Annotated in this window: 27 protein-coding genes and 1 pseudogene; 5 read left to right on the top strand and 23 right to left on the bottom strand. The window is 69.8% G+C overall.

Annotated elements, in window-relative coordinates; translation table 11 throughout:
• Positions 1 to 17 precede the first annotated feature (17 nt).
• On the bottom strand, positions 18 to 2,216 hold the full coding sequence (locus ABD287_RS03535) for an MMPL family transporter (RefSeq protein ID WP_344168102.1): 2,199 nt from the start codon (positions 2,214 to 2,216) through the stop codon (positions 18 to 20).
• A gap of 139 nt (positions 2,217 to 2,355) precedes the next feature.
• On the opposite strand from ABD287_RS03535, the gene ABD287_RS03540 reads away from it, so the two are divergent.
• Positions 2,356 to 3,114 carry a TetR/AcrR family transcriptional regulator gene (locus ABD287_RS03540; protein ID WP_344168105.1) on the top strand — a complete coding sequence of 253 codons (759 nt, stop codon included), beginning with the start codon at positions 2,356 to 2,358 and terminating at the stop codon, positions 3,112 to 3,114.
• Here ABD287_RS03540 and ABD287_RS03545 read toward each other — a convergent pair.
• Entirely contained in the window at positions 3,101 to 4,657 is a 1,557-nt protein-coding gene (locus ABD287_RS03545) for a Rieske 2Fe-2S domain-containing protein (RefSeq protein ID WP_344168108.1), read from the bottom strand. The two genes, ABD287_RS03540 and ABD287_RS03545, sit on opposite strands and share 14 nt — an antisense overlap.
• 158 nt (positions 4,658 to 4,815) lie before the next feature.
• Here ABD287_RS03545 and ABD287_RS03550 point away from each other — a divergent pair, with 158 nt between their 5' ends.
• A complete protein-coding gene (locus ABD287_RS03550) occupies positions 4,816 to 5,040 on the top strand; it encodes a hypothetical protein (protein ID WP_344168111.1) in 225 nt (74 codons plus the stop codon).
• Between the two features lie 64 nt (positions 5,041 to 5,104).
• Here the strand turns inward: ABD287_RS03550 and ABD287_RS03555 are convergent, their stop codons facing one another.
• The 7 genes from ABD287_RS03555 to rpsB form a co-directional block, all read right to left on the bottom strand.
• A complete protein-coding gene (locus tag ABD287_RS03555) occupies positions 5,105 to 6,118 on the bottom strand; it encodes a DivIVA domain-containing protein (protein WP_344168114.1) in 1,014 nt (337 codons plus the stop codon).
• Complete coding sequence (gene rlmN, locus ABD287_RS03560) at positions 6,115 to 7,209, bottom strand: dual-specificity RNA methyltransferase RlmN (RefSeq protein WP_344168577.1); 1,095 nt, start codon at positions 7,207 to 7,209, stop codon at positions 6,115 to 6,117. The genes ABD287_RS03555 and rlmN overlap by 4 nt, the downstream gene beginning before the upstream one ends.
• A 219-nt stretch (positions 7,210 to 7,428) precedes the next feature.
• Positions 7,429 to 8,598, bottom strand: a complete 1,170-nt coding sequence (locus ABD287_RS03565; protein ID WP_425565495.1) for a phosphatidate cytidylyltransferase — start codon at positions 8,596 to 8,598, stop codon at positions 7,429 to 7,431.
• A complete protein-coding gene (frr, locus tag ABD287_RS03570) occupies positions 8,598 to 9,155 on the bottom strand; it encodes a ribosome recycling factor (RefSeq protein WP_344168120.1) in 558 nt (185 codons plus the stop codon). Before frr ends, ABD287_RS03565 begins: the two co-directional genes overlap by 1 nt.
• A 78-nt stretch (positions 9,156 to 9,233) precedes the next feature.
• A complete protein-coding gene (pyrH, locus tag ABD287_RS03575; protein ID WP_344168123.1) occupies positions 9,234 to 9,998 on the bottom strand; it encodes a UMP kinase in 765 nt (254 codons plus the stop codon).
• Positions 9,999 to 10,164: 166 nt separating this feature from the next.
• Complete coding sequence (gene tsf / locus ABD287_RS03580; protein WP_344168126.1) at positions 10,165 to 10,995, bottom strand: translation elongation factor Ts; 831 nt, start codon at positions 10,993 to 10,995, stop codon at positions 10,165 to 10,167.
• Positions 10,996 to 11,076: 81 nt separating this feature from the next.
• The gene (gene rpsB / locus ABD287_RS03585) at positions 11,077 to 12,000 is read right to left on the bottom strand and encodes a 30S ribosomal protein S2 (protein WP_344168129.1); all 924 of its coding nucleotides are present in this window, start codon (positions 11,998 to 12,000) and stop codon (positions 11,077 to 11,079) included.
• A 379-nt stretch (positions 12,001 to 12,379) separates the two neighbouring features.
• Here rpsB and ABD287_RS03590 point away from each other — a divergent pair, with 379 nt between their 5' ends.
• From ABD287_RS03590 to dprA, 3 genes are read left to right on the top strand one after another with little or no spacing between them, the layout of a single operon-like run.
• A complete protein-coding gene (locus ABD287_RS03590) occupies positions 12,380 to 12,739 on the top strand; it encodes a YraN family protein (protein ID WP_344168132.1) in 360 nt (119 codons plus the stop codon).
• Complete coding sequence (locus tag ABD287_RS03595; RefSeq protein ID WP_344168135.1) at positions 12,739 to 14,247, top strand: YifB family Mg chelatase-like AAA ATPase; 1,509 nt, start codon at positions 12,739 to 12,741, stop codon at positions 14,245 to 14,247. Before ABD287_RS03590 ends, ABD287_RS03595 begins: the two co-directional genes overlap by 1 nt.
• Positions 14,244 to 15,407 (top strand): DNA-processing protein DprA, encoded by a 1,164-nt coding sequence (gene dprA / locus ABD287_RS03600; RefSeq protein WP_344168138.1) that lies wholly within the window; start codon positions 14,244 to 14,246, stop codon positions 15,405 to 15,407. Before ABD287_RS03595 ends, dprA begins: the two co-directional genes overlap by 4 nt.
• A gap of 8 nt (positions 15,408 to 15,415) precedes the next feature.
• On the opposite strand, the gene ABD287_RS03605 is transcribed toward dprA, so the two are convergent.
• The 14 genes and pseudogenes from ABD287_RS03605 to ABD287_RS03670 form a co-directional block, all read right to left on the bottom strand.
• On the bottom strand, positions 15,416 to 16,150 hold the full coding sequence (locus tag ABD287_RS03605) for a M23 family metallopeptidase (RefSeq protein WP_344168141.1): 735 nt from the start codon (positions 16,148 to 16,150) through the stop codon (positions 15,416 to 15,418).
• 93 nt (positions 16,151 to 16,243) lie between these two features.
• Positions 16,244 to 16,567, bottom strand: a complete 324-nt coding sequence (locus ABD287_RS03610) for a DUF2469 domain-containing protein (RefSeq protein WP_344168144.1) — start codon at positions 16,565 to 16,567, stop codon at positions 16,244 to 16,246.
• The gene (locus ABD287_RS03615; protein WP_344168147.1) at positions 16,564 to 17,343 is read right to left on the bottom strand and encodes a ribonuclease HII; all 780 of its coding nucleotides are present in this window, start codon (positions 17,341 to 17,343) and stop codon (positions 16,564 to 16,566) included. The genes ABD287_RS03610 and ABD287_RS03615 overlap by 4 nt, the downstream gene beginning before the upstream one ends.
• Positions 17,337 to 17,789: an NUDIX hydrolase gene (locus ABD287_RS03620; RefSeq protein ID WP_344168150.1), complete on the bottom strand. Its 453-nt coding sequence runs from the start codon at positions 17,787 to 17,789 to the stop codon at positions 17,337 to 17,339. Before ABD287_RS03620 ends, ABD287_RS03615 begins: the two co-directional genes overlap by 7 nt.
• Positions 17,790 to 17,852: 63 nt before the next feature.
• Entirely contained in the window at positions 17,853 to 18,494 is a 642-nt protein-coding gene (gene lepB / locus ABD287_RS03625) for a signal peptidase I (RefSeq protein ID WP_344168153.1), read from the bottom strand.
• A 97-nt stretch (positions 18,495 to 18,591) separates the two neighbouring features.
• On the bottom strand, positions 18,592 to 19,425 hold the full coding sequence (lepB, locus tag ABD287_RS03630; RefSeq protein ID WP_344168156.1) for a signal peptidase I: 834 nt from the start codon (positions 19,423 to 19,425) through the stop codon (positions 18,592 to 18,594).
• A gap of 934 nt (positions 19,426 to 20,359) precedes the next feature.
• Positions 20,360 to 20,713 carry a 50S ribosomal protein L19 gene (rplS, locus tag ABD287_RS03635; protein WP_344168159.1) on the bottom strand — a complete coding sequence of 118 codons (354 nt, stop codon included), beginning with the start codon at positions 20,711 to 20,713 and terminating at the stop codon, positions 20,360 to 20,362.
• A gap of 86 nt (positions 20,714 to 20,799) precedes the next feature.
• Positions 20,800 to 21,597 carry a tRNA (guanosine(37)-N1)-methyltransferase TrmD gene (gene trmD / locus ABD287_RS03640; RefSeq protein WP_344168162.1) on the bottom strand — a complete coding sequence of 266 codons (798 nt, stop codon included), beginning with the start codon at positions 21,595 to 21,597 and terminating at the stop codon, positions 20,800 to 20,802.
• Positions 21,598 to 21,653: 56 nt separating this feature from the next.
• Entirely contained in the window at positions 21,654 to 22,214 is a 561-nt protein-coding gene (gene rimM / locus ABD287_RS03645) for a ribosome maturation factor RimM (protein ID WP_344168165.1), read from the bottom strand.
• 5 nt (positions 22,215 to 22,219) lie between these two features.
• Positions 22,220 to 22,453, bottom strand: coding sequence for an RNA-binding protein (locus tag ABD287_RS03650; RefSeq protein ID WP_344168168.1), 234 nt, complete (start codon positions 22,451 to 22,453; stop codon positions 22,220 to 22,222).
• A gap of 160 nt (positions 22,454 to 22,613) precedes the next feature.
• Positions 22,614 to 23,054, bottom strand: a pseudogene (rpsP, locus tag ABD287_RS03655) (30S ribosomal protein S16); the annotation flags it as partial.
• A 181-nt stretch (positions 23,055 to 23,235) separates the two neighbouring features.
• Positions 23,236 to 23,883, bottom strand: coding sequence for a ribonuclease FAU-1 family protein (locus ABD287_RS03660; RefSeq protein WP_344168174.1), 648 nt, complete (start codon positions 23,881 to 23,883; stop codon positions 23,236 to 23,238).
• Between the two features lie 2 nt (positions 23,884 to 23,885).
• A complete protein-coding gene (gene proS, locus ABD287_RS03665) occupies positions 23,886 to 25,292 on the bottom strand; it encodes a proline--tRNA ligase (RefSeq protein ID WP_344168176.1) in 1,407 nt (468 codons plus the stop codon).
• A gap of 59 nt (positions 25,293 to 25,351) precedes the next feature.
• The gene (locus tag ABD287_RS03670; RefSeq protein WP_344168179.1) at positions 25,352 to 26,443 is read right to left on the bottom strand and encodes an amidohydrolase family protein; all 1,092 of its coding nucleotides are present in this window, start codon (positions 26,441 to 26,443) and stop codon (positions 25,352 to 25,354) included.
• Between the last annotated feature and the right edge of the window lie 3 nt (positions 26,444 to 26,446).

Genomic DNA, 26,446 nt, shown 5'->3' on the forward strand with positions numbered 1-26,446 from the left:
GGTCCGCTACCGGCTGCTCACACTCTGGCCAGCTCCGGGTCGGCCGGCGCCGGCTCCCGCTCGCCGTCGGACTCCCGGATGCCGAAGCGGTCGTAGAAGCGGGACATCGGGCCCGGCGCCCACCAGTTCCAGCGTCCGAGCAGCCGCATCGTCGCTGGGACCAGAATAATCCGCACCAGAGTGGCATCGACCAGAATGGCGACGATCATCCCCACGCCGACCATTTTGATCATGGTGATGCTGCCGCCGGCGAAACCCGCCACCACCAGGATCAGCAACAACGCGGCGGCGGTGATGATGCGACCGGTGTGCTGAAGACCTCGGGCCACGGCGGCGGTGTTGTCGCCGGTGGCGTCCCACTCCTCCCGCACCCGCGACAGCAGGAACACCTCGTAGTCGGTCGCCAGGCCGAACAGCACCGCCAGCATGATGATCGGGTTGGTGGGCTCGATGGTCCCGGTCGCGGTGAAGCCGAGCAGGTCAGCGAGATGACCGTCCTGGAACCCCCACACGATGACGCCGAACGACGCGCCGATCGAGATCAGGTTCATGAGGACCGCCTTGATCGGCAGCAGGATCGACCCGAACGCCAGGAACAGCAGCACCAGCGTCGCCGCGGCCATCAGGGCCGCCATCCACGGAAGATGGACACGCAGGCTGTCGAGCAGATCGACATCGTTGGCGGTGCGCCCGCCGACCAGCACCTTCGCCCCGGCCGGCGCGTCGACCGCCCGGACCTCGTCGACCAATTCCTGTGCCCGGACGCTGGTGGGCTCGCCCGCGTAGCTGACGCTCACCAGGGTGGCCTGTTCCGTGGTCTGGGTCACCTGAGCGCCGGTGACCTGCGGCAACGCCCGCAGAGCCGATACGTAGCCGGACAGCTCGGCGGGCTGCGCCCCGGCGACGAACGCCACGATCGGGTCGGTGGACCCGCCCGGGAACTCTGCCTTGATCCGCTCGCTGGCCACCCGCGCCTCGGTACCGACCGGCATGATCCGTTCATCGAACCCGCCCCACGACATCCGGAACACCGGGATCGCCAACGCCAGCAGCACCGCCGTGACGCCGATGGCGTACAGGGCGGGCCGACGCATGACGCTGTGCGCGATCCGCGCCCACACCCCGCTGGTCACCGGCCGGTCCACGGTGAGTCGCCGCCGCCACGGAGTGGGCGCCCGCAGTGCGTTGATCTTCGGTCCCAGCACGGCGAGCAACGCGGGCAGCACCGTCAGCGCTCCCAGCATGGCGACCAGGACGGCTGACATCCCGCCGAGCCCCATGGACTTGAGGAACGGCTGGGGGAAGATCAGGAGGCTGGCGAGCGCCAGCGCGATCGTCAGACCGGAGACCATGATCGTACGGCCGGCGGTGGCTACGGTCCTGGCCACCGCATCGGCGACGTCGCGGCCCGCGTCCATCTCCTCGCGGAACCGGCTCACCATGAACAACGCGTAGTCGATCGCCATGCCCATGCCGATCAAAGTGATCACGTTGATCGAGAAGATCGAGATGTCGATGACCGCGGTGAGCAGTCGGATGGTCACGAACGAGCCCAACACAGCGAGGCCGCCGATGAGCAGCGGCGTCGACGCCGCGACGAGGCCGCCGAAGATCAGCAGCAGCAACAGCAGCAGCACCGGCAGCGAGAAGATCTCGGCGCGGAACAGGTCGTCGATGGTCCGCTCGGTGACCTGCTTCTGGAAGGCCACGACACCGCCGGCCGTGGTCTCGACCCCACCACCGGCCTCGGCGATGTCCCGCACCTCAGCGTAGGCCGCCGATTTGCCGTCCTCGTCGGCGACGCGCAACCGTACGGTGACATAGGTGGCGTGTCGGTCCTGGGACGCGAGCGGCGCGAGCTGGGCGGTGGCCGGGCTGCCCGGCGGCGCGTCGTAGTAGCTGACGACCTGGTCGACCTGCGGCTGCGCACGTAGCCGCGCGGTCGCGGCGACGACCGGGTCCCGCAATGCGGGCTGGTCGACGGTGGCGTCCGGGCGGGAGTACAGCAGGAGAAAGTCGACGCTCTGGTCGCCGAAGGTCGCCTCGATCGCGGCCCGGGTCCGGCTGGCCTCGCTCGTCGGGTCCTCGAAGCCGCCGCTGGACAGCCGGTCGAAGACGCCCAGGCCCCAGGAACCCCCCGCGACCATGACGAGAAGGCCCGCGACGAGCACCAGCCATCTGAACCGGACAACGGCCCGGCCCCACCATGTGAACATTCTCGTGACCTCCAGCAAGACACGTCGGCTGATGACCGCGCGGGCGTAGGCTTACGCGGCGAGGAACAATGTAAACACCGTTTACTAGAGTGAACAGCGTGTACCACCGTTCATGATGTGTGCCACAGGTGAAGGACCCATGACCGCCAGCGCCCCCGACCGACCTGCCCCGACCCGACGGGACAGGTCACGATCCGCGACCGTCCAGGAGATTCTGGTCGCGGCGCGACGACTGCTCGTCTCCGGCGGCGCGGCTGAGATCTCCGTCCGGGTCATCGCCCGCGACCTCGGCCTCACCGCTGCGGCGCTCTACCGGTACTTCCCCAGCCTCGACGCCATCGTCACTGCCCTCGCCATCAACCTCTACGACGAGCTGCGGGCGCAGCTCGAACAAGCCCGGGACGCCGGCCCCGGCCACGACCCCGCCGGTCAGGTCACCCGGATGGCGTGGAGGTTCCGGAACTGGGCCCTGGCGCACCCGGCCGAGTTCGGACTGCTGTTCGGCAACCCCGTCCCCGGGGTGCAGGCCATCGAACGCGACTGCGACGGCGACGCCGATCACGCCGGCAAACGCTTCGGCCAGCTCGTCCTGGCCTGCTTCGCTGAACTGTGGCGCTGCGGCGGCGGACACCCCACCGGCGACGACAGCGTCGGCGCGCTCCTGACGCCCTACCGTGAGACCTACGGCGACGGCCTTCCCGACCAGGCCGTCTACACGTTCCTGAGCGCCTGGACCAGGCTCTACGGCATCGTCGCCATGGAGGTCTTCGGGCACCTGAGCTGGGCGATGACCGACCTGAGACCAATGTTCGAACGAGAGCTGACCCAGCTCATCGCGGCGGCAACCACGCCCCGGCTGGACACGGCGGCCGCCCGCACGCGTCTCAGGACCCGCTGACCACCCGGCTCGCGCGGATGGCGTGACCGACGCTCGTCAGACACCTGCCCGACCGGAGGTCGAATTTCCAGCCGTGCAACTGACAGGTCAACACGTCGCCCTCAACGATGCCGAACCGGGTCAGGTCAGCCTTGAGATGCGGGCAGCGCCGCTGCACCTGCCAGTCGCCGAGTTGGACGTCCTCGGTGTCGGAGCTGCGCTCGTGCTCGTCGTACCAGCCCTCGGCGTACTGGAGCCGCTCCTCGGACAGGCACTTGAAGAACGCGTAGACGAACTCGTTGTACTGGCCGATCCTGGCCGCCGAGAACCGCGCCGACAGGAACAGCGAATTGACCCAGTCGCCCTCATCGATATGCAGCAGGTGCTCGATGAGCGCCCGCCGGGTACGGAACCGGTAACGGACCTTCTCGTCGGCCGCGTGCCGGACCTCGCCAGCCGGGAAGTCGACCAGAACCGACTCCACGATCTCGCCAGCCTCGTCCGTGAGGTCGAAACGTACCGGGCCGCCGACGCCCTTGGCCAGATAGACCGACTCGTCCAGCAATGGCTCGATCCGCGCCTTCATCCCAGCCAGCACATCGATCTCCGGATGCCGCCAGGACGCCTTCTCCGCGGCGATGACCGGCGCCTTGCGCTCGCGCATCTCCTCCAGGTAGGCCTTCTTGTCAGCGAAGAACGCCTCCACATCAGGCGCCGGGTGGGTCGTCCGGCAGTCGTCGACGGTCAGCTCGCTCACGCTGCCCGGAAGCAGCACCACGCCGTTGCCGCCGCCGACCTTCGCGTACTCGCGGATGAAGTCAGCCTGGTCCGGGAAGATATTCCCCTCGTCGCCATGGATGTCATTGAGCTGCCACAACTCATCATCGAGGAAGCACGGCGGACCAGCGATCGGGAACACATAGGACGCCTTCAGGTCGTCGATGTACCGCCAGGTTCGATCGTACTGGCGCTCGCGTTTCTGCTTGCCGAACGCGGTCTTGGCCGCCTGCGGCAGCTCGTACACCATCGGGTACCAGATCGCGCCGGAGAACTGGAGCATGTGGGCGTGCACGTGCCCCAGCTCGGCGAAGACGCCCAGGTCGGTGGGGCGGGCGTCGTTCTGATTGAGGACGCGCACCCCATCATGCTCCACCCACAGCGACGAGTCACCGATCGGACCGTCGGTCGGGCTGATCAGCGCCTGCACCATGACGTTGAGGCCGCCGTCGAGGCTGACGACCTCGTTGGAGACGGTGCGCATGAAGCTGGTGAAGCCCAGCTCACGCAGCTCGTCCTCCATCTCGCTGGTCGGGAACTCCGGCAGCAGGACGGTGGCCTTCTTCGACACGAACCGCTTGAGGTGCGCGGCGTCGAAGTGGTCACGGTGCAGATGCGAGACGTACAGGTAGTCGACCTGGCCAAGGGTTTCCCAGTCGAGCTGGGAGTTGTCCGGGAACGGGAACCATGACGCGAAGTAGGCCGGGTTGACCCACGGGTCGCACAGGATGCTGCCCGCCGGGGTGTCGATGCGCATGCTCGCGTGGCCAGTTCCGGTGATTCGCACCGTTCGGTCTCCCTTGCCAGTTCGAGACAGTCCCCGACGACTATCGCACCTTGGGCCGGCCCCGCCGCCATCACCCGGGCCGGCGTGCCAGACTATGCGACGCACGAAACGATGAGCAGAGCCGTCGTCCGACGGCCGCAACCCGGAAGGGGCCGCACGTGGCTGGCAGCGAACCGGTAACCGCACCCGACCAGCACAAGCCGATCAACCGCCGTGCCCTACGCGCCGGCGGTTTCATGTCGATCGTCGTGCTGGTGCTCATGGCGGCCTTCGGCAACCACACCGGCCGGGTCGAGAACTACATCTCGTACAGCATCGCCGGCATCATCGCCCTCGTCATGATCCTCGACGAGGCGCTACGCCGCCGCGGCCTACGCGACTGACGACCCACAGCGGCGGCAGCATCGGCCGTCGCCGCCATCGCTTCAGCCGCCACCGCCATCGCGGTCAGTAGCGGCGGAGCATCTCGCCGACCTCACGTAACGCCGCGTCGACCTCGGCCTCGAAGTATCCGCCGGGAACAAGTCCGAACTTCGCCCGCTCCACCTCCGCCGGCGGCACCGGCAGCGGCCCACGGCCAGCCAACGCATTGAGGATGCCGTCGAACAGGCCGTCCACCTCAGCCGGGTCATAACCGCTGCCGAACCGGCGGACCTGGAAGCCCTGGCGCAGCGCCTCGACCCGCTGCGCCTCCGGCGGCAAGCCCCCGGCGGGCGCCCCGCTGGGCCGGCCGGCGGCTGCCCCGGCGGGCGGACCGAACGATGTCGGCGCCGACGTCCCCCGCCCGGGGAAATCAGGCTCCCGCTCCGGCATCCGCATCTCGGTCGTCATATCGGCCTTGCCGTGCCGCGCGGCGCCACGCCCCGGGAACGTCGACTCATCCAGGCCGTAGCCGAACTCCTCGCGCGGCTCGGGCCCCCGACCGAGGCCGGGCTCGTCGCGGCCGAAACCGGCGGGCTCGGGCTCGCGCATCCCAGGGCGGGGCGCCCGCTCGTCGTCGTACGACGGCCGACCTGCCGACGACGTCGGCCGCGGGCCAACGCCAGAGCGCTCCGACGTGCCGCGTTCCCCCGGAAGCGGGTCACCTGGAAGCCGGTCGCCTGGCATCCGCTCGCCGGCGTCCCGTTCCGGGGCGGCGCGCCCCACCGGGGTCCGCTCGCCGGCCGAGCGCTCGATCGGCGGTCGCTGCGCCCGGGCCCGACCAGGTTCCGGTCCGCCCTGCTCCTCCAGCTCGGCGAGTTGGCGTTCCACCCGGTCCAGGTGCAGGTCGACCTGCCACTCGTCGTAGCCACCGAAGCGGACCCGAAACACCACGTCGTGGACCTCCTGAGCGGAGACCGCCGCGCCGGCCTGGTCACCGGCGAGCGTCGCCTCGACCCGGTCGAGGAAGGCGTCCACCTCGTCGACCTTGTAGCCGCGCCGTAGCGCGCGCCGCCGGAAACGCTGGCCCTGACTGGTCACTGTGCCGCCTCTCGTTCGCGCACACCGGAGCGGGGAGACTCGGCCGCGGCCAACTGGCCGCAGGCGCCGTCGATCTCCCGGCCGCGGGTGTCGCGGACCGTGGTGGAAATGCCGGCGGCTCGCAACCGCCGGACGAACTCCCGCTCGACCGCTGGGTCACTGGCGTCCCAACGACTTCCGGGTGTCGGATTGAGCGGGATCAGGTTGACGTGGGCGAGCCGTCCCGCGAGCAGACGGCCCAGCAGATCGGCGCGCCAGGGCTGGTCGTTCACGTCCCTGATCATGGCGTATTCGACCGACACGCGGCGCCCCGTTCGACCGGCGTAGTCCCATGCGGCGTCCAGGACCTCAGCGACCTTCCAACGTTGATTGACCGGCACCAACTCGTCACGGAGCTCGTCGTCGGGGGCGTGCAGGGAGATCGCCAGGGTGACGGCCAGGCCTTCCTGCGCCAACTTGCGCACCGCCGGAGCCAGCCCGACGGTGGAGACGGTCAGGTGACGCTGGGAGAGCCCGAGTCCCTCCGGCGCCGGGGTGGTGAGCCGCCGCACCGCCTGGACGAGCCGGGCGTAGTTCGCCAACGGCTCGCCCATGCCCATGAACACCACCCGGGACAGCCTGGCCGGCGAGCCAACTACCGCGCCGCTGGCCGCCACCCCGGCCAGGTGGACGACTTGGTCAACGATCTCGCCGACCGACAGGTTGCGGGTGAGCCCGGCCTGACCGGTGGCGCAGAACGGGCACGCCATCCCACACCCCGCCTGGCTGGACACGCAAGCCGTCACCCGGTCGGCGTAACCCATGAGGACGCTCTCGACGAGCGCGCCGTCGTGGAGCCGCCACACCGCCTTGCGGGTGGCGCCCTCGTCGCAGACCAGCTCGCGCAACGGTGTCAGCAGAGGTGGCAGCAGCTTGTCGGCCAGGAGTCGCCGGGCGGGGGCGGGCAGGTCGGTCATCGCGTCGACGTCACGCTCGAACCGGCCGAAATAATGTGCCGACACCTGGTTCGCGCGGAAAGCCTGCTCGCCGGATGCCTGGGCCACCGCCCGACGGCCGGCCAGGTCGAGGTCCGCGAGGTGCTTCGGCGGCATGGACGTCCGCCTGGTGGCCGAGATGTCGGCGAAGTCGAGCGCCACCGGCGCGGCCCGGCGGGGGGCCGGAGCGACGGCGTTGTCCGCCGACCCGGAGGCGCCAGCAGCATCAGATCGGGACATAACAACACCAGGCTCACGCGAATGCAACGAAGACATGACCAATCCAGTCTCGCACGGGATGCCGACCCGGACCGAGCGCGCCCGGACCTGGCACGCTCAGCTGACCCCCGGCGCCAGCAGGACCAACAGCACGTAGGCCGTGGGCACCGCGAAAATGATCGAATCAAGTCGATCCATCAGGCCACCGTGCCCGGGCAGCAGGTTGCTCATGTCCTTGACGCCGAGATCCCGCTTGATCATCGATTCGGCGAGGTCGCCGATGACCGACACCACTGAGATGACGACACCGGCCACCAGCCCCCACCACAGCGGAAGGCCCAGCAGCAGCCAGCCGAGGACGGCTGTCCCCACCCCAGCCGCTGTCAACGAGCCGGCGAAGCCCTCCCAGGACTTGTTCGGACTCACCGTCGGCGCCATCGGGCGTTTGCCACTACTGAACAGCACACCCGCGACATAACCGCCGGTGTCCGACAGAACGACTGCGGCCAAGGTCACCAACACCCGCCACCGGCCGTCCTCGCCCTCAGCCAGCGGCGCCGCGAAACCAATGAGAAACGGCACGTAGACGGCGATCAACGCGGCCACCGCCACATCCCGCTCGAAGCCGTCCGGACCGTCCCCGAGCCGCCACACCAGCGACGCCAGCACGGTGACCAGCACGCCCACGGCGAGACCCTCCGCGCCGACCATGAACCCCAGCGTCGGAGTCAACAGGGCGCCAGCCAGCAGCGGCGGCAACGGCGGCCGGAGGCCGGAGACCCGGACGGCGCAGACCAGCTCCCACACTCCGGCAGCGGCGGCGACGGCCACCACGGCCGCGAACGCGAGCGGATTAGCGAGCGACACCACCACAACCGCGGCCAGGGCGACGCCGACGCCGATGGCCGCGGGGACGTTACGCCCGCCCCCCCGCTTACGTCCGGCCCGCCGCCGACCGGGACCGCCCGATCTGACGGCAGCGCGGCTGCGGTCGTCAGCGATGCCGTCATCAGCGGCGGCCTCGCTGTCAGACGGGGCGCGGTGAAACGGGCGAAGGACGGCAGGAGCGCCGTGGGCCGGCGTCCTGTGGCCGGCCGGACCCGCGCCGAGTGCGGCGTCGTCGCCAGGAGCGCGGTCGGACGAGCCGGACCGCGAGACTGAGCTGACCCCATCGGCGCCGACCACCGCCGGTGGCGGGACCGTCCGGACGCATGGCGAAGCCGGCCGAGGACGACCCACAACCGCGTCGTCCTCGCCCGAACCGTCCGCAGGGTCGTGGTACACCATCAGACCTCTAGCAGCTCAGCTTCCTTATGCTTGATCAGCTCGTCGATCTGGGAGACGAAGCGCTGGGTCACGTCGTCCAGCTCCTTCTCAGCGCGGCGGCCGTCGTCCTCGCCAGCCTCGCCGTCCTTGACGATCCGGTCCAGCTCTTCCTTGGCCTTACGCCTCACGTTACGGATCGCGACCTTGGAGTCCTCGCCCTTCTGGCGAACCACCTTGATCATTTCACGACGACGCTCTTCGGTCATCTGGGGAAGCGAGATGCGCAGCTGGGCGCCCTCGTTGTTCGGGTTGACGCCAAGGTCGGAGTCACGGATGGCCTTCTCCATGACAGCGAGCTGCGATGCGTCATAGGGCTTGATGAGCACCATTCGCGGCTCAGGAATCCCGATCGAAGCCATCTGCGGCAGCGGAGTAGGGGTGCCGTAGTAGTCAATAATGATCTTCGAGAACATGGCCGGGGTGGCACGTCCGGTCCGAATGGCCGAGAATTCCTCCTTCGCGTGCTCGATAGCCCGGTCCATCTTGTCCTCGGCCTCAAGGAGCGTTTCGTCGATCACCGGCTCCGTCGCCTCCTTCTGATACTGATGGGGTGATGCGGGAGCCGAGCCGATGCCCGGCGCCGTCGCGGCGGCCCGTCAGGCCGCGGTGATCAGGGTTCCGATCTGCTCGCCGCGCAACGCGCGGACAATCGTGTCGTCGCCCTCGGCGCCGAAGACCAGCATCGGCAGCCCGTTGTCCATGCAGAGGCTGAAGGCGGCGGCGTCAGCGACGCGCAGATCCTTGCGCAGCGCCTCGCCGAACGTGATCGTGTCCAGCTTCCGGGCATCAGGATCGGTGCGGGGATCGGCGGTGTAGACGCCGTCCACTCCGTTCTTGCTCATGAGGACGATGTCAGCGTGGATCTCCAAGGCGCGCTGGGCCGCCACCGTGTCGGTGGAGAAGTACGGCATCCCGGCCCCGGCGCCGAAGATAACGACGCGACCCTTCTCCAGGTGCCGGATCGCGCGCAGCGGAATGTACGGCTCGGCGACCTGCGCCATGTGGATCGCGGTCTGCACCCGCGTCTCCACGCCCTCCTTCTCCAGGAAGTCCTGAAGCGCCAGGCAGTTCATGACCGTGCCCAGCATTCCCATGTAGTCAGCGCGGGCACGGTCCATCCCACGCTTCTGGAGCTCGACGCCGCGAAAGAAGTTACCGCCGCCGATGACCGCTGACACCTGGATGCCGGCGCGCGCGACCACGGCGATCTGCCGGGCGATCGTCTGAGCCACATCGGGGTCGACGCCCACCCCGCCGCCGCCGAACACCTCGCCGGAAAGCTTGAGCACCACCCGACGGGCCGGGCCCCGCTGGCCGACCTGCCGCGCCAGCCACGTCGTCCCGTGCGTGGTCACCGTCATCGGCCCTGCCTTTCCTGCGTTCCCGCTCCGTGGACCCCGGCTGCGCGGCGGGCGGTTCGACTGGCCACCGCGCAGCCGGTGTGGACCTTATGCGACAAGGAGGCCGCGGCGCCTGACTGCTCCACCGACGGCCTCCTTGTCTCACGATCGAGTGATCACGACGGGATCAGGCCTGACCGACCTCGAACCGCAGGAAGCGGGTCACCTCGATGCCGGCCTCGACCAGCACCTGCTTGACCGACTTCTTGCTGTCGGCCACCGACGCCTGCTCCAGCAGGACGAAGTCCTTGTAGAACGAGTTGACGCGGCCGTCGACGATCTTCGAAAGGGCGGCCTCGGGCTTGCCCTCCTCGCGGGCGGTCTGCTCGGCGATCCGGCGCTCCGACTCCACGACCTCGGCCGGAACATCCTCACGGCGGACATACCGAGGACGCATCGCGGCGATCTGCATCGCCACGGCGCGCGCGTCGGCGTCAGCCGCCTCGTCCGACTTGCCCGAGTACTCAACGAGCACGCCCACCGAAGGCGGCAGGTCCTGGCTCTTGCGGTGCAGGTAGACAGCGACAGAGCCGTCCAGCGACGCGAAGCGGTTGAGGACCAACTTCTCACCGATCTTGGCGGACATCTCCTGGACCGCGTCGGCGACGGTCGCACCGCCGCCGAGCGTCGAGGCGAGCAGCGCCTCGACGTCGGCTGCCCCGCTCTGCTCGCCATGCTCGACGATCTTCTGCGCAAGCGCGACGAAGTCCTCGTTCTTGGCGACGAAGTCGGTCTCGCAGTTGAGCTCCAGCAGCGCGGTGCCGGAGTGGGCGATCAGACCGTTGGCGGCGTTGCGGCTGGCGCGCTTGCCGACGTCCTTCGCGCCCTTGATCCGTAGGATCTCGACAGCCTTGTCGATGTCGCCCTCAGCCTCGTCGAGCGCCTTCTTGCAGTCCATCATTCCGGCGCCGGTGAGGTCGCGGAGCTTCTTGACGTCCGCAGCGGTGAAGTTTGCCATAGCTCTCTCTCAGGTCAGAGACAACAGATAGACGACAGGGGCCGGCGAGGTCGGCCCGTGGGCCGACCTCGCCGGGGAAGATCACTCGGCTGCGGCAGTCGCCGGCTCGGCGGCCGGCTCGGCGACAGCGGCCGGCTCGGCAGCAGCCTCAGTGGCGGCAGCGGGCTCAGCGGCGGCGGGCTCAGCGGCAGCCGTCGGCTCGTCAACCTTCTTGTCCGCCCCCTCCAGCAGTTCCCGCTCCCACTCCGGCAGCGGCTCGTCGGCGGCGACGGCGCCGGCAGCCGGCTTCTCGTCGGAGCCACGGCCCGCCTTGCCAGAGCGCGCGATGAGACCGTCGGCGACCGCGGTGGCGACGACCTTGGTCAGCAGCTCCGCGGAGCGGATCGCGTCGTCGTTGCCGGGGATCGGGAAGTCCACCTCGTCCGGGTCGCAGTTGGTGTCGAGCACCGCGATGACCGGGATGTTCAGCTTCCGCGCCTCGTCGACGGCGATGTGTTCCTTCTTGGTGTCGACAATCCACACCGCTGAGGGAACGCGCTGCATGTCGCGCAGACCGCCCAGGGTACGGGAGAGCTTGATCTTCTCGCGGGACAGCTGGAGGGTCTCCTTCTTCGTGTACCCGGCGGTGGTGCCGCTCAGGTCGCCGAGGGCCTCAAGCTCCTTCATTCGCTGGAGCCGCTTGTACACGGTCTGGAAGTTGGTGAGCATGCCGCCCAGCCAACGGTGGTTGACGTAGGGCATGCCGACGCGCGAGGCCTGCTCGGCGATCGCTTCCTGGGCCTGCTTCTTGGTGCCCACGAAAAGGATGGTTCCGCCCTCGGCCACCGTGTTGTGGATGAACGCGTACGCCTTCTCGATGTAGTCGAGCGTCTGGCGCAGGTCGATGATGTAAATGCCGTTACGCTCGGTGAAGATGAAGCGCTTCATCTTCGGGTTCCAGCGCCTGGTCTGGTGCCCGAAGTGAACACCGCTTTCCAGCAGCTGACGCATGGTCACGACGGCCATGTCGGTTGCTCCTCAGTTGTCCCTGGTTGTCGCGGGGCCGGGCGGCCCCGCCCTGGCGTCCGGTCGCCGACCTGGAAGGACCACGTGGTGGACCAGGGAGGCCGTCGCCGTCACGTCCGCGGGCCGGAGCCCGGAGACGGTCGGAGAACGCGCGAGATGTACGACGCCGTTTGATCCCGGACGGGTGTCCGGGCGTCAGAAGGCGATCGCCAGTTGGCCAGTGTACGCCTCCGGCTCCCGTTTCTCCGCGCGGGTAGCGGCCCCGAACCGGCCACGCGGGCCCGCGCACGCGGGAGTTATCCACAGGTGGTCCCGTTGTCCACAGGCGGGCGGCGAGCCGGTTGCCATGCGCTGCTGGCGAGCGCCAGCCTCGGGATCCATGACGCAGACGACACAGGCGCTCGGCCGGCACGGCGAACAGCTGGCCGTGGACTTCCTGACCGCCGCAGGAATGGCGATCATCGACCGGAACTGGCGACGCCGCGCAGGAGAGATCGACATCATCGCCCGCGATGGCGACGCGATCGTCTTCGTCGAGGTCAAGACCCGGCGCGGCGAGGGCTACGGCGGACCGCTGGCGGCGGTGGCGCCGCCCAAGGTCGCCCGGCTCCGGAGGCTCGCCGGGCAATGGCTGGCCAGCGCCGGGCTCAGCGCCGCGGCGATCCGCATCGACGTCATCGGGGTGCTCGTCCGATGCGGCGCGCCAGCGACGTTCAACCACGTCCGCGGAGTCGGCTGATGGCGTATGCGCGGGCGATGGCCGCCGGAGTCACCGGCGTCAGCGGGCGGCTCGTAGAGATCGAGGCCGACCTGGCCAACGGGCTGCCAGCCATGGTCATCTCTGGGTTGCCGGACACCGCGCTCAACGAGGCCAGAGACCGGGTGAGAGCCGCGGTGACGAACTCCGGTCTGAGGTGGCCCGACCGTCGACTCACCGTCAACCTGCTGCCGGCGGCGCTGCCCAAGCACGGCACCGCCTTCGACCTGGCGATGGCAGCCGCCGTGCTCGGCTGCGCCGCCGAGATACCGCCAGCGGCGCTCGGCGCCATTGGGCTGATCGGCGAGCTGGGTCTCGACGGCGCTGTGCGGCCGATCCGCGGCGTGCTGCCGATGGCCCTGGCGCTGCGCCGTTCCGGCGTCCGAACCGCCATCGTTCCGGACGGCAACGCGGCCGAGGCCGCGGTGGTGCCAGGACTGTCGGTGCGGCGGGCGGCCAGCCTCGCTGAGGTGGTCGCGCACCTACGTGGCGAGACGTCGCTGCCCGGGGCGACCGAGGAAGCGGCCGCCGAGCCCGCCGCCCGGCCCGACCTCGCGGACGTCGCGGGCCAGCAGCTCGGCCGGCGCGGGATCGAGATCGCGGCCGCCGGCGGCCATCACCTGGCGCTGATCGGGCCACCGGGAGCGGGCAAGACCATGCTTGCCGAACGACTGCCATCAGTGCTGCCCGAACTCGACGATGACGGCGCCCTTGAGGTGACAGCCCTGCACTCGATCGCCGGACATCTCCAGGGTGGGCGCCTTATCAGGCAGCCGCCGTTCCAGACGCCGCACCACAGCGCGTCGGCGCCGGCCCTGGTCGGTGGCGGCCCGGGCCTCGCCCGCCCAGGCGCGATCTCGCTCGCCCATCGGGGAGTGCTGTTCCTCGACGAGGCCCCGGAGTTCGCGCCGCACGCGCTGGAGTCGCTGCGGCAGCCCTTGGAGACCGGACGGATCGTGCTCCGACGCTCGAACGGCGCAGCCGAGTTCCCGGCGCGCTTTCAGCTCGTGCTCGCCGCCAACCCGTGCCCGTGCGCCAAACCAGGCGGCGACGCCTACTGCGAATGCCCGGCCCAGGTTCGACGCCGGTATCTCGGACGGCTCTCCGGGCCTCTGATGGACCGCATCGACCTCCGGGTGGAGCTCATGCCGCTGCGCACCGCCGATCTACTCGGCGCCGGCGGCGAATCGTCGGCGGCGGTAGCGGCTCGGGTGGCCAATGCCAGGCAGGCGGCGGCGGCCCGGTGGGCGCCCTTCGGCCGACGCGTCAACGGTGAAGCCCCTGGCAACGTCCTCCGATCGTCCGCCTTCCAACCAGGCGTCTCGCACACCAGAAGGCTGAGGCAGTGGCTCGACCGCGGCGCCCTGTCAGCCCGCGGCTTCGACCGGACGTTGAAAGTCGCCTGGACCGTCGCTGACCTCGACGGCCGGGATCAACCTACCGCCGCTGACATCGACGAAGCGCTCGGCATGCGGGCTGGCCAACCGTGACCGACCCGATGATCCTTGCCAGGATCGCCCTGACCTGGCTGGCGGAGCCGGGGCACCGGCACATTCACCAGCTGGTCGCCGAGCACGGCCCGGAGCAGGCGTTGGAGCAGCTCATGGCCGGCGAGGTACCCGACGGCCGCCTCCGGGAGTCGGTCGCGGCCCGCCTTGCCGCTGGCGATCCACGGCGGGCTGCGGAGCTGGCGTTGAAGAGCGGCGAACGACTCGGCGCCCGGGTCCTCACCCCCGACGGCAACGAATGGCCGTGGCAGCTCGAAGACCTGGCCCGGCTGGACGACCTCGGCCCAGACGACCGGATGACCCGCCCACCACTGCTGCTGTGGCTGCGGGGCGCCCGGCTTGACCTCCAGGCTCCGGCTGTCGCCGTTGTGGGGGCGCGGGCGTCGTCACCGTACGGCGAGCACATCGCGTCAGGTCTGGGACATGGCCTGGCCGAGCGCGGGTGGACGGTGGTCTCCGGCGGCGCGTACGGCATCGACGCGGCGGCACACCGTGGAAGCCTCACCGGCGGCGGCCCCACCGTCGCCGTCCTGGCCTGTGGTGTTGATCGGGCCTATCCGGCGGGACACGCGGCGTTGTTCGAACATATCGTCGAGACCGGTTCGCTGATCAGCGAATGGCCGCCCGGATCTGCTCCCTACCGGCACCGCTTCCTGACCCGCAATCGAGTGATCGCCGCGCTCACCCGTGGGACGGTGGTGGTGGAGGCCACCGCGCGCAGCGGGGCCCTGGCCACCCTACGAAGGGCCTCGGCTCTGGGGCGGCCGTCGATGGTGGTCCCCGGTCCGGTCACCGCAGCGACCTCGCGTGGGTGCCACATGGCAGCGCGGGCCGACCCGCAGGTCCGGCTAGTCACCGATCTGGCCGACGTGCTGGAGGAGGTTGGCCAGATCGGCGTGGACCTGGCGCCGCTGCCGAACGTGCCGGACCACCCGCGCGACCGGCTGGACGTGGTGACCGCGACCGTTCTTGACGCGGTCCCTGCCGGCCACGTCGTCCGTCCCGAGGAGATGAGCGCGAGCGCCGGGGTGCCGTTACGGCAGGTGCTGCGAGCGCTGCCTGCGCTGGTCGAACTCAACCTGGTGACCGCTCACGAGGGCGGCTACCGGGTCGTCGTCGGCCGCGACGGCATCTCCCGGTGAGGGGAAGCTCACCGAAGCGGCGGCGCGGCGATCACCGGCAGGAGCCGCACCCTGACGGCGCCGACGAGCAGCAGCGGATCGAGGTAGTCGCCATGGTGGATGGCGCCCCAGTGCAGGCAGGCGCTCGCGACGCAGCCCGGGTGATTGTCTCCCACGACCCCGACCCGCTCACCGATCCGGACCTGCTGGCCACGACGGACCGACGCGACGACCGGCTCGTAAGTGGTGCGGAAGCCACCGGAGTGCTCGATGCTGATCACGCCGCGGTCGGCGAGTCTGCCGGCGAACACCACGCGCCCCGCAGCCGCCGCTACGACACTGGCCCCCGGCTGGACAGCGAGATCAACGCCACGGTGTCCAGGCAACCACGGCTGTGGTGGGGGCTGGAAAGCGCGGACGACCGGTCCTCGCGCGGGCCACGTCGCCGGCGTGGGCAGCCGGGCCTCGACAGTCGGGCCGGGAACGGCCTGCGAGTGACGGGTGGGCGGCAGGCCAGAGGCGGCAGCATGCGAGCCCGCGAGCGCTGGCGCGAATGCCAGGACGGTCAACCAGCGGACCATCCCGTGGGGCGCCGGGGCGGCGCGGAGCGGCGACATCCAGCGGTCGCTCGCCGGCTTGCCGCCAGTCCGCGTCGCCGCGTCTGCCCCACTGGAGGCATGATCCGCCTCAGCGGCGCCGTTGTAGCGGATCGGCCCGACAGGGGCCGGGTCGGGAATCTCGGGGGAGCTATCGAAAACGGTCATTTGCGCATCGTGACGCGTCACGGCGTCGCATGCGCTTGCCGCATCACTCGGCTGTGGACAACAGGACCTGCTGTGGATAACCCGGAGCGGTCGTCAGGAGCCGAACCCGGACTCAGCCGACAGCGAGATGTCCGGCTTCTCCAGCTCTTCGACATTCACGTCCTTGAACGTGATCACGCGTACGTTCTTGACGAAACGGGCGGGGCGGTACATGTCCCAGACCCAGGCGTCATGCATCTCAACCTCGAAGTAGACCTCGCCATCGGCGTTGCGCACATGCAGGTCGACCTGGTTCGCCAGGTAGAACCGCCGCTCGGTCTCCACGACGTACGAGAACTGCCGGACGATGTCGCGATACTCCCGATAGAGCTGCAGCTCCATCTCGGTCTCATACTTTTCGAGATCCTCGGCGCTCATCGTCCTCCGCCCTCCATGGCCACATCTTCCCCCACCGACGACGGCGACAGCCCGTGCGCCTGCAACGCCACGCCGACCGTACCCTCCCCGGTCGCGGGACCACCGCCCGGAGTCAGCCGCTCGGCCCAGGTCGCGGCGGCCGCGGCGACGTTGACATACGAGTAACGATGCTGCGGGCAGGGGCCGCGCGCAGCCATGGCGGCGGCGTGCTCGGCGGTGACGTAACCCTTGTGGTCGGCGAAGCCGTAGCCGGGATGCTCCGTGTCCAGCTCAACCATGATCCGGTCCCGGCTGACTTTGGCGATGACGCTCGCCGCGGCCACGCAGGCGGCCACCTGATCGCCCTTCCACACCGCCAGGCCGGGCACGCCGAGGCCGTCGACGCCGAAACCGTCGGTCAGGACGTAGTCGGGGGCGGGGCGCAGGCCGGCGAGGGCCCTGCGCATCGCCGCGAGGTTGCACACATGCAGCCCGCGCGCGTCCACCTCGGCGGGTGGGATGACCACGACGGCATACGCCAACGCCTGCCGAATGACCGCCTGGTACACCCGTTCGCGGGCGGCTGGGGTGAGTAGCTTCGAGTCGTTGAGGCCCTCGATCTCGCCGGCCGGACCCGGGGCGAGGACGGCGGCCGCGGCGACCAACGGACCCGCGCAGGCGCCCCGGCCAGCCTCATCGGCGCCGGCGACGACGTCAAAGCCCCGACGCCGCAGCGCACGTTCGAGGCTGTAGAGCCCGCCGTCGCGGCGCAGCAGGGTCCGTGGGGGCGTCAGCATCTGAGCGCCTCCTCCAGTCGGGCTCTGAGGTCGGCCGGGTAGACAGGTTCGGCCGCCACTGCCAGGTCAGTCGCCGTCCACCAGCGGAAGTCGCTGATCGTACGCCGCTCAACCTCGGTGTGGGCGTGCGGATACGCCATAAACGCGTCCACTGGGACGACGAAGTAGTCCTGACGCTGGCGTACCACGCGGCCGTCCCAGTCGAACTCGACGACGTCCTGCCAGGTCGGCGTGCCGACCTGGCAGATATCGACGATGAGGCCCGTCTCCTCGGCCAGCTCACGGACCAGGGCCTGTGCGGGGGTCTCCCCGGCATCGACGCCACCGCCGGGAAGCAACCAGTAGCGGTCCAGCGGCCGGTTCGGGTAGCAGGCCCGGATCATGAGGACCCGGCCGGCGGGGTCGATGAGCGCTGCGCGTGCGGCGCGGCGGTCGATGGGTCCCATCGGTGTCAGCGTAGACCGGGCGACCGGCGGCCGGATACCGAGGCGTGGCCGTGGCCAACGGCGCTACGGCTGCCTCGGGTCGGGAATGACGTCGTAGCCCGACGGCGGGGTGAGCCAGGTGGCCCGGTCGAACGGCCAGAACAGGACGAAGGCGCGGCCGACCACTGAGTCAACGGGCACGGTCGCCACCTGGAGATCGGAGCTGGTCTTCCAATGCTCCAGCGAGTCCCCGGACTCGGAGCGGTGGTCGCCCATGACCCAGAGGCGGTCCGGCGGGACCACGATCTCGAACTCTTTGTCGGCAGCGGGGTCGCTGACGCCGTTCTCGTTGAAGATGTAGGGCTCGTCCAGCGAAACCCCGTTGATCATGAGACGTTGACGGGCGTCGCAGCACTGGACCTTGTCACCAGGCAGGCCGATGACCCGTTTGATGAAGTCGTCGCTCTCCGCGCCGCTGCGCCAGTCAGAGGGCGCCTTGAAGACGACGATCTCGCCACGGTCCGGGCCGCGGAACTTGTAGACGAGCTTGTTGACCAGCACCCGGTCGTTGAGGTTCAGAGTGTGCTCCATCGACGGCGACGGGATGTAGAAGGTCTGGAGCACGAACGCGCGCACCAGCAGGGCGACCACGATCGCCACCGCCAACAGGATCGGCATCTCGCGCCAGAAGGAGGTACGACGCTTGTCGGTCTGCTCGTCAATCACCGGGAAAGAGTACGACGATCCGCTGAGAAGTTCCTGCGAGAACGCGCTGGATCGGTAGAAGCTGACAGAAGAGGAAGCCGCCCCCCGAAAACACCTTCTAATCCGGTATCTGGGCTTTCCTGGCCGGCTGGGCTCTTGTTGGACCCGGCGGCGCGCCGGCTGGCACCGCGTCGAACGTGGACGGGGGCTCCAGATCCCGCCAGCTCGTGGTCGGCCAGGCGACGACGATAGCCCTGCCGATGATCTTGTTAATGGGAACCAGACCCTGACAACGGCCGTCCAGCGACACCAGCCGATGGTCACCCATGACGAGCATCTGCCCCTCGCCGACGACCACTTCGTCGAACCGCCGGCCGCGGCACTGACCTTCCGCGCTCGCCTCCAACGGCGAGTTCTCAAAGATGTACGGCTCCTCGATCGGGACGCCGTTGATCTGCACCCGACCCTGGGCGTCGCAGCACGAGACCCGATCCCCCGGCATGCCGATGATCCGCTTGATGAAGTCCTTGTCGCCGGGCCGGGTCAGGCCGACTAGGTCGCCGAGCGTCCCGCTGGCTTTGGACGCGAAACCCTGATTCGCCGGGGCAGGTGGCGTCTCCGAGAGCCAGTTCTCCGGCCCGGCGAAGACCACGATCTCACCGCGTTGTGGCCCACGCATGTCGTAGATGAACTTGTTGACCAGCACTCGGTCCCCGATGAGCAGCGTGTTCTCCATCGACGCGGACGGGATGAAGAATGCCTGCACCAGAAACGTGCGGATGAGCACGGCGAGGCAGAACGCGATGGTCAGCAGCAATGGCATCTCCTGCCACAGCGGCATCTCCTTGCGCTTGGTCGCTGGCGTGGCAGCGACCTGACGACGCCCCGGCTCGCCGGCTCGGTGACCGATCGACTCCGAGGACCGGCCTGCGGTCGGGCTCTGACCTGGCATTGAGACCCGTGCGCGGGCCGGCACCCGCAGCTGCCCGGTGGCCGTCGAGCGGCGCCGCGCGGAGGCTGTCTCGGAACCGGCGCCGTAACGCGGGCCCTGATCCCGACCAGCCTCGGGCGACGACCGGCCGTGCTCGGGCCCGCCGGCGCGGCGTCGGTAGTCGCGTCCGGCACCGCCCTGGGGGCGTGCTGACCGGGCTGTCGGCGCGTCGCGCCCAGCGTCCAGCGTAGGACGGGACCCCGGACGCTCCCGTTCCCCCGCAGGCGGACCGGACCGTCGGCTGTCATCGCTCCGGAGCGCCCGGCGCGCCGACCGCGATGGCGCGTCGTCGAACCCCGGCCCCTCCTGACCCGACGCCGCCTCGGCGCGCCTGGGCGGATCCGAAGGGGACGAATCCTCGGTGTGAGCACGGAACCGACGACCAGAGCCGCCGGGGCTGGCGGCGCCGCCGTCCGTCAGCCGGGAGTCGAACGGGGCAGGCTGCGGATACCTGTACGGATCATCCCGCGGATACGACGAACTCGCGGTGACATACCGACCCGAAGCGGGCTCATCCGGACTGGGCCCATGATCGGCGTACGGGACATCGTGTCCGTACCGGCTCGCCTGACCGCGATCGTCAGGACGTCGAGTGGGGACCCACCGGCCGCGCTCGTGCGCACGGTCGGACCGCGAGGACCAGTCGGCGCCAGCGCCGGGAGCCGGTTCAAGCCACTGGCCGAGCTGGGCGATGTCGTCGTCACGCCAATCCCAGGAAACAGCGCTACCGTCCGGCTCACCCCCTGGGGATTCCGCCGGACGGTAGTTCTGGAATTCGCCGCGGTCATCGCCACGGTCGAAGCGCGAGCCATACATCGAGGTCAAGCGTAAGCGTCACACCACTGTTTCGCCCAACCCGATTGGCTACAGCCGATGTGAGAACGGCCAGTAAAGGTCAGCTGACCCTCTCGCGAAGCTCCTTGATCTTGGCTGCCTTGCCGCGGAGGTTGCGCAGGTAGTAGAGCTTGGCCCGGCGCACGTCACCTCGGGTGACGACTTCAAGGCGGTCGATCGACGGGCTGTTGACCGGGTAGGTTCGCTCGACACCGACGCCGAAGCTGACCTTACGGATGGTGAAGGTCTCACGCAGACCCGAGCCCTGACGGCGGATGACCACACCCTGGAACACCTGCACACGGGACCGGTTGCCTTCAACAACCCGGGCGTGCACCTTGAGCGTGTCACCGGCGCGGAAGTCCGGGATGTCGGTCCGCTGGGACTGCGCGTCCAGAGCGTCCAGCGTGTTCATCGCTGCTGATACCTCGTCGGCTCAAGGCACACCGGACTCCGGCGTGCGTAAACGTTGTTGGGGTTCATCACCTTTCGGCAACCCCCCTACTCTGCCACATCGGGGGCCGGTACCTGAAATCCGGCCTCAGCCAGGAAGGCGATGTCCTGCTTGGTCAGCGTGGACGGGCCCTGGCGAGCGAGGAGATCCGGTCGACGCTGCGCGGTACGCAGCAGCGACTGTTCCCGGCGCCACTGCGCGATCCTACCGTGATCCCCCGAGCGTAGGACATCGGGCGTCGCCAGCTCCCGCCACCGGGCCGGCTTGGTATACATCGGGGCCTCGAGCAGCCCGTCGGCGTGCGACTCCTCCGCCAGCGAGTCGGCGTTACCGAGGACTCCCGGCACGAGTCGGATGACCGCCTCAAGCATGACCAGGACGGCGACCTCGCCGCCGAAGAGCACGTAGTCGCCGAGCGAGACCTCGGTGACCCGGGTCCGGGCCGCGTAGTGCTCAAGAACCCGCTGGTCGATGCCTTCGTACCGGCCGCAGGCGAACAGCAGCCGCGACTCGGCGGCCAGCTCGGCCGCCAGCGACTGCGAGAACGGCACACCCGCCGGAGACGGCACGATGAGCCGGGGTGACGCCGGTGCCCCCGGCACGGTGGAATCGTCCATGCCGGCAAGAAGATGATCCAGCGCCTCGCCCCACGGCTCGGGTCGCATGACCATGCCGGGCCCACCGCCGTACGGGGTGTCGTCGACGGTCCGGTGGAGGTCGTGCGTCCAGTCCCGCAGGTCATGCAACCGGACGTCGATCAGGCCGGCGGCGTGGGATCGTCCGATGAGAGACAGCTCCAACGGAGCGAAGTAGTCCGGGAAGATGCTGACGATATCGATCTTCATTTCACGCCTTACCGCTTCACGACGTCACCGGCCGTGGTTGGGAACCGCTTCCGCGGTCACAGGTCGAACAGACCGTCCGGCGGGGTCACCAGAACCCGGCCGCCGGGGACATCGACCTCGGGCACGATCGCCTTGACGAACGGGACCAACGCCTGTTGGCCGTCGGAGCGACGCAGCACCAGCAGGTCCGAGGCGGGAGCGTGTTCGATCCGGGTGACCGTGCCCAACTCGTCACCGGAGGGTGTCACCGCACGCAGGCCGATGAGCTGGTGGTCGTGGAACTCGTCCGGGTCCGCCGGGGCGGGCACACCGGTAGCGTCGAACCAGAGCAGGACGCCTCGCAGATCATCGGCCTGGTTGCGGTCGATGACGCCCGCGAACACGACGATGAGCCGGCCCTGGTGCTCACGCAGAGACTCGATCTCCAACTCGTCCGGGACGACCCACCTGCCGTCCGACGCGCCGTCGACCGGAGCGAAACCTGGACCCCGTGCGGTGCCCGCGAGAAGCCGGACACCGGGCTGGAACCGGTCGCGCGGATCATCCGTCCGCACATCCACGATGACCTCACCGCGGATTCCGTGCGGACGGATGATCCGCCCAACGACCAGATGCATACGCGTCAGTACGCGTCGACAATGTCGACGCGTACGCCGCGCCCGCCGATCGAGCCCACCACCTGGCGCAGGGCCTTGGCGGTGCGGCCGCCACGACCGATCACCGTGCCCAGATCCTCGGGGTGGACGCGAACCTCCAGGCGCTTGCCCCGGCGGGAGTCGACCAGCCGGACGCGGACATCATCAGGGTTCTCGACGATGCCCTTGACCAGGTGCTCCAACGCGGGCCGCAGCGCCATGTCAGGCCTGCTCGCCGCTCGCCTCGGCCGACTCAGCGGCCGGGGTGTCGGCAGCCACGGCCTCGGTGGCCTCCGGCTTGGCCGCGGCCTCGTCAGCCTTGGCCTCAGCCTTGGGCTCGGTCTTGGGCTCGGTCTTGGGCTCGGTCTTGGGCTCAGTCTTAGCGTCAGCCTTGGCCTCGGACTTAGCGTCAGCCTTAGGCTCGGTCTTCTTGGCGGCCTTCTTCGCCTTCGGCTCGGCCTTCGGGGCGGCCTCGGCCAGCCCGGCGGCGGCCCTGGCCTCGGCCTCGTAGGTGGCCTTGCGGTCGGCCTTGGGCTCGGCCACCAACAGCGGGGGCGGCGCCGGCAGGCCCTTGAACATCTGCCAGTCGCCGGTCTTCTCCAGGATGCGCTGGACAGCCTGCGACGGCTGCGCGCCGACCGACAGCCAGTGCTGCACCCGCTCCGAGTTGACCTCGATCAGCGACGGGTCGTGCTTGGGCTGGTAAATGCCGACGTACTCGATCGCACGGCCGTCGCGCTTGGTGCGCGAGTCGGCGATGACGATGCGGTACTGCGGGTTGCGGATCTTGCCCATCCGCGTAAGCCGGATCTTGACGGCCACGTGTGCTCGCTCCTGAGATGATGTGGAAACCGAGCCCGGACCGCCGTCGTGGGGTTGACGTCGGCCGAAAGCTCTGGGACTGACATGCGCCCGGGTTAGAGGGCTCGAACGCGCGTCGGATGCCAACGCGTCATTCTGCCAGACCGGTCACGCCGTGTCAGGCGGGGGCGCCGGCAATGCCTCACCGGACGGCTGGGCGGTCCCAGCCGTCGGGCAGGACCGTCGGAGTCGGCCAGGACGGGTCCGGGACGAAGTCACACCAGCTCCCGTCGAACGGGAACGCGCCCGCCTCGATCACCGCCACCACCCGGCGGCCCTCGGCCCAGACCTGGTCCGGCTCGGGCACCCAGTAGTGATCGGCGAGCGCCAGCCGTTCGGCGAACTCGTCCTCGTCCTTCCACCGCCAGGTCCGGTCCGGCTCGACCCAGATGTCGAGGTCCTGGTCGGTGATGTCGACGCCGGCTAGGTGGCCGTCGTCCCAGCGGACGGCGGGCGCCTCCAGGTTGACGTACCAGGCCTTGTGCGATCCGTCGGCCCCACGGAACCACCACACCGAGTGGGCGGCGCCGGGCCGGACGAGTTTGAGCAGGCCGTGGCCCTGCCAGGCGCCTACCCTGACCCGGTGTTCGAGGGTCACCCACTCGGCGAACGGCATCGCCCGGATCCCTCGGCCGTCGGCGGCCACCGAGCCGCCGACGGCGGAGCCGGGAGCGAGCCACACCAGCAGACCCCGCTCGTCGTCGGAGACGACCCGGGCCGGCCGCACCCAGCCGATCTGACCGTGCCGCACGTTGCGGTGCACGATCAGCCGCCCCGGAGCGAACCGCATCGTCAGTAAGCCCGGGCCAGGATCGCGACCAGCCCGTCCTCGTCGTCGCTGTCGGGCACTCCGCCATCTGGCCGGACCAGGCATCGCACGGTGACGCCCTGCTTGTTGGCCTCCGCCTCGCCGACCACGCCGACGGCCGACCACGGAACGCGCGCCCAGCCGGTCGCGGCTGCCTCCAACGCCTCGCCCAGCGTGCCGACCTCGAAGGTGTGCTTTTCGCGGAAGGCCAGCGCCTCGTCGTGCAGGCTCCGCTGGTCGGCGTCCAGGGCGGCGAGCACCGCGGCGGCCACCTCGGCGACGGCGGTCGGAGTCTTCGAGCCGTCGACCCGACGCACCACGACTGCGTTGCCGGCGGCCAGGTCACGCGGTCCGACCTCGACCCGGATCGGGTAGCCCTTGAGCTCGGCGTCGACCGCGCGACGGCCGAAGGCCGTGTCGACCCGGTCGTCGAGCGCGGCGCGGACGCCCGCGGCGCGCAGCTCGGCGACGAGCTTCGCCGCTGCGTCGCCGACACCCTCCCCGTCCTTGACGACCATGACGTACGCCTGGATGGGGGCCAGCCGCGGCGGAACCCGGAGGCCGGAGTCGTCGCCGTGGGCCATGATCAGGCCGCCGACCATCCGGGTAGACACTCCCCACGAGGTCGTCCAGGCGTGCCGGACGCCGCGCTCGGCGTCCGAGTAGGTGATGTCGAACGCTTTGGCGAAGTTCTGACCCAGCTCATGGCTGGTGCCCAGTTGCAGCGCCTTTCCGTCGCCCATCATGCCTTCGAGGGTGTAGGTGCTGGTGGCGCCGGCGAAGCGTTCCCGGGCGGTCTTACGGCCGACGACGACCGGAATGGCCAGCACGTTGACCATGAAATCCTGGTAGACCTCGTGCAGGATGCGGCGGGCGTACGCCTGCGCGTCGGCGAAGTCGGCGTGGGCGGTGTGCCCCTCCTGCCACAGGAACTCGCTGGTGCGCAGGAACACCCGCGGGCGCAGCTCCCAGCGGACCACATTGGCCCACTGGTTGAGCAGGAGCGGGAGGTCCCGGTAGGAGTCAACCCATTTGGCCATGAACTCGCCGATGACCGTCTCGGACGTCGGCCGGACCACGACCGGCTCCGCGAGCTGCTTGCCGCCGCCATGGGTGACCACCGCCAGCTCGGGCGAGAAGCCCTCGACGTGCTCGGCCTCACGTCTGAGGTAGCTCTCGGGGATGAACAGCGGGAAATACGCGTTCTGCGCGCCCGCGTCCTTGATCCGGGCATCCAGCTCAGCCTGCATCCGCTCCCACAGGGCGTACCCGGTCGGTCGGATAACCATGGTGCCGCGCACCGGGCCGTTGTCGGCCAGCTGGGCCTTCGCGATGACGTCCTGGTACCAACGGGGGAAGTCCTCCGCGCGGGGAGTGAGCACACGAGCCATGCGCCGCATCCTAGTGGTGGTCGACGTCGGCGCGACCACCACTACGACGTTGGTAGGCCCTATGGGCGGGCCGGGTCGATGACGCGGCCGCGGAGGACGATGTGTCGCGGGGCGCGGACGACGCGCAGGTCCACGCGCGGGTCGGCATCGTAGACGACCAGGTCGGGCCAACCACCGTGGACGAGCCCAGGGAAGCCCAGCCACTCACGCGCGCCCCACGAGGCCGCCCGCAGCACCGCCTCGACGGGCATCCCCGCCTGCTCGTGCAGCAGCAGCATCTCCTCGGCGGCCAGCCCGTGCCGGATGCCGCCGCCAGCGTCAGTGCCGACGAACACGGGGACGCCGGCTTCGTGCGCCGCCCCGACGACCTGCGGGAACCGCGCCTTCAGGGCACGCATGTGCGCCGCGTAGCCCGGGAACTTCGGGGCGGCATGGTCGGCGATCTCGTCGAAGGTCGCGATATTGATCATCGTTGGGACGAGCGCGGTTCCGTTGCGGGCCATCGTGTCGATCAGGTCCAATGACAGGCCGGTCCCGTGCTCGATGGAGTCGATCCGGCCCCGGACCAGAATCTCCACGGCCTCCTCGGAGAAGGTGTGCGCCGTGATCCGCGCCCCCACCGCGTGGGCGGCGGCGACCGCGGCGCGCAGCGTGTCCGCCTCCCACGCCGGCGCGAGGTCTCCCACCCCGCGGTCGATCCAGTCGCCGACGAGCTTGACCCAGCCGTTGCCGGCGCGGGCCTGGTTGACCACCTCGTCGGCGACGTCCTCGGCGACCACCTCGACGCCGATGTCCCGCAGGTAACGCCGGGGCGGGGCGACGTGCCGGCCGGCGCGGGCCAGCCGGGGCATGCCGGGCTCGTCGTCCAGCTCCGGGTAGGGCAGCGGCGAGCCGGCGTCGCGGATCGCCAGCACCCCGGCGTCGCGGTCGATCGTGGCGAGCTGGCGGGCCTCGTCGACCGAGGCGACCGGGCGGGCGCCGTAGGCGATCCCGATGTGGCAGTGCGCGTCGACCAGGCCGGGGAGGATGAACCCCTCGGTGGACAGGGTGCGGGCGCCGGGCAGCGGCGCGAAGCTGACGGTGTCCTCGGTCAGCCACAGATCCCGGACCTCGTCGTCGGGCAGCACCACTCCGCGTACGTGCAGCGTCATCTG

The organism is Pilimelia columellifera subsp. columellifera (genome assembly GCF_039532605.1).
Taxonomy (GTDB): Bacteria; Actinomycetota; Actinomycetes; order Mycobacteriales; family Micromonosporaceae; genus Pilimelia; species Pilimelia columellifera.

Coding starts and splice junctions, on each gene's coding strand:
- ABD287_RS03535 (WP_344168102.1), bottom strand. CDS start 2,216: ATGTTCACATGGTGGGGCCGGGCCGTTGTCCGGTTCAGATGGCTGGTG.
- ABD287_RS03540 (WP_344168105.1), top strand. CDS start 2,356: ATGACCGCCAGCGCCCCCGACCGACCTGCCCCGACCCGACGGGACAGG.
- rlmN (WP_344168577.1), bottom strand. CDS start 7,209: ATGCCGCCGAAGCACCTCGCGGACCTCGACCTGGCCGGCCGTCGGGCG.
- ABD287_RS03565 (WP_425565495.1), bottom strand. CDS start 8,598: ATGGTGTACCACGACCCTGCGGACGGTTCGGGCGAGGACGACGCGGTT.
- pyrH (WP_344168123.1), bottom strand. CDS start 9,998: ATGACGGTGACCACGCACGGGACGACGTGGCTGGCGCGGCAGGTCGGC.
- tsf (WP_344168126.1), bottom strand. CDS start 10,995: ATGGCAAACTTCACCGCTGCGGACGTCAAGAAGCTCCGCGACCTCACC.
- rpsB (WP_344168129.1), bottom strand. CDS start 12,000: ATGGCCGTCGTGACCATGCGTCAGCTGCTGGAAAGCGGTGTTCACTTC.
- ABD287_RS03590 (WP_344168132.1), top strand. CDS start 12,380: ATGACGCAGACGACACAGGCGCTCGGCCGGCACGGCGAACAGCTGGCC.
- ABD287_RS03595 (WP_344168135.1), top strand. CDS start 12,739: ATGGCGTATGCGCGGGCGATGGCCGCCGGAGTCACCGGCGTCAGCGGG.
- ABD287_RS03605 (WP_344168141.1), bottom strand. CDS start 16,150: ATGACCGTTTTCGATAGCTCCCCCGAGATTCCCGACCCGGCCCCTGTC.
- ABD287_RS03610 (WP_344168144.1), bottom strand. CDS start 16,567: ATGAGCGCCGAGGATCTCGAAAAGTATGAGACCGAGATGGAGCTGCAG.
- ABD287_RS03615 (WP_344168147.1), bottom strand. CDS start 17,343: ATGCTGACGCCCCCACGGACCCTGCTGCGCCGCGACGGCGGGCTCTAC.
- ABD287_RS03620 (WP_344168150.1), bottom strand. CDS start 17,789: ATGGGACCCATCGACCGCCGCGCCGCACGCGCAGCGCTCATCGACCCC.
- lepB (WP_344168156.1), bottom strand. CDS start 19,425: ATGCCAGGTCAGAGCCCGACCGCAGGCCGGTCCTCGGAGTCGATCGGT.
- rplS (WP_344168159.1), bottom strand. CDS start 20,713: ATGAACACGCTGGACGCTCTGGACGCGCAGTCCCAGCGGACCGACATC.
- trmD (WP_344168162.1), bottom strand. CDS start 21,597: ATGAAGATCGATATCGTCAGCATCTTCCCGGACTACTTCGCTCCGTTG.
- rimM (WP_344168165.1), bottom strand. CDS start 22,214: ATGCATCTGGTCGTTGGGCGGATCATCCGTCCGCACGGAATCCGCGGT.
- ABD287_RS03650 (WP_344168168.1), bottom strand. CDS start 22,453: ATGGCGCTGCGGCCCGCGTTGGAGCACCTGGTCAAGGGCATCGTCGAG.
- ABD287_RS03660 (WP_344168174.1), bottom strand. CDS start 23,883: ATGCGGTTCGCTCCGGGGCGGCTGATCGTGCACCGCAACGTGCGGCAC.
- proS (WP_344168176.1), bottom strand. CDS start 25,292: ATGGCTCGTGTGCTCACTCCCCGCGCGGAGGACTTCCCCCGTTGGTAC.
- ABD287_RS03670 (WP_344168179.1), bottom strand. CDS start 26,443: ATGACGCTGCACGTACGCGGAGTGGTGCTGCCCGACGACGAGGTCCGG.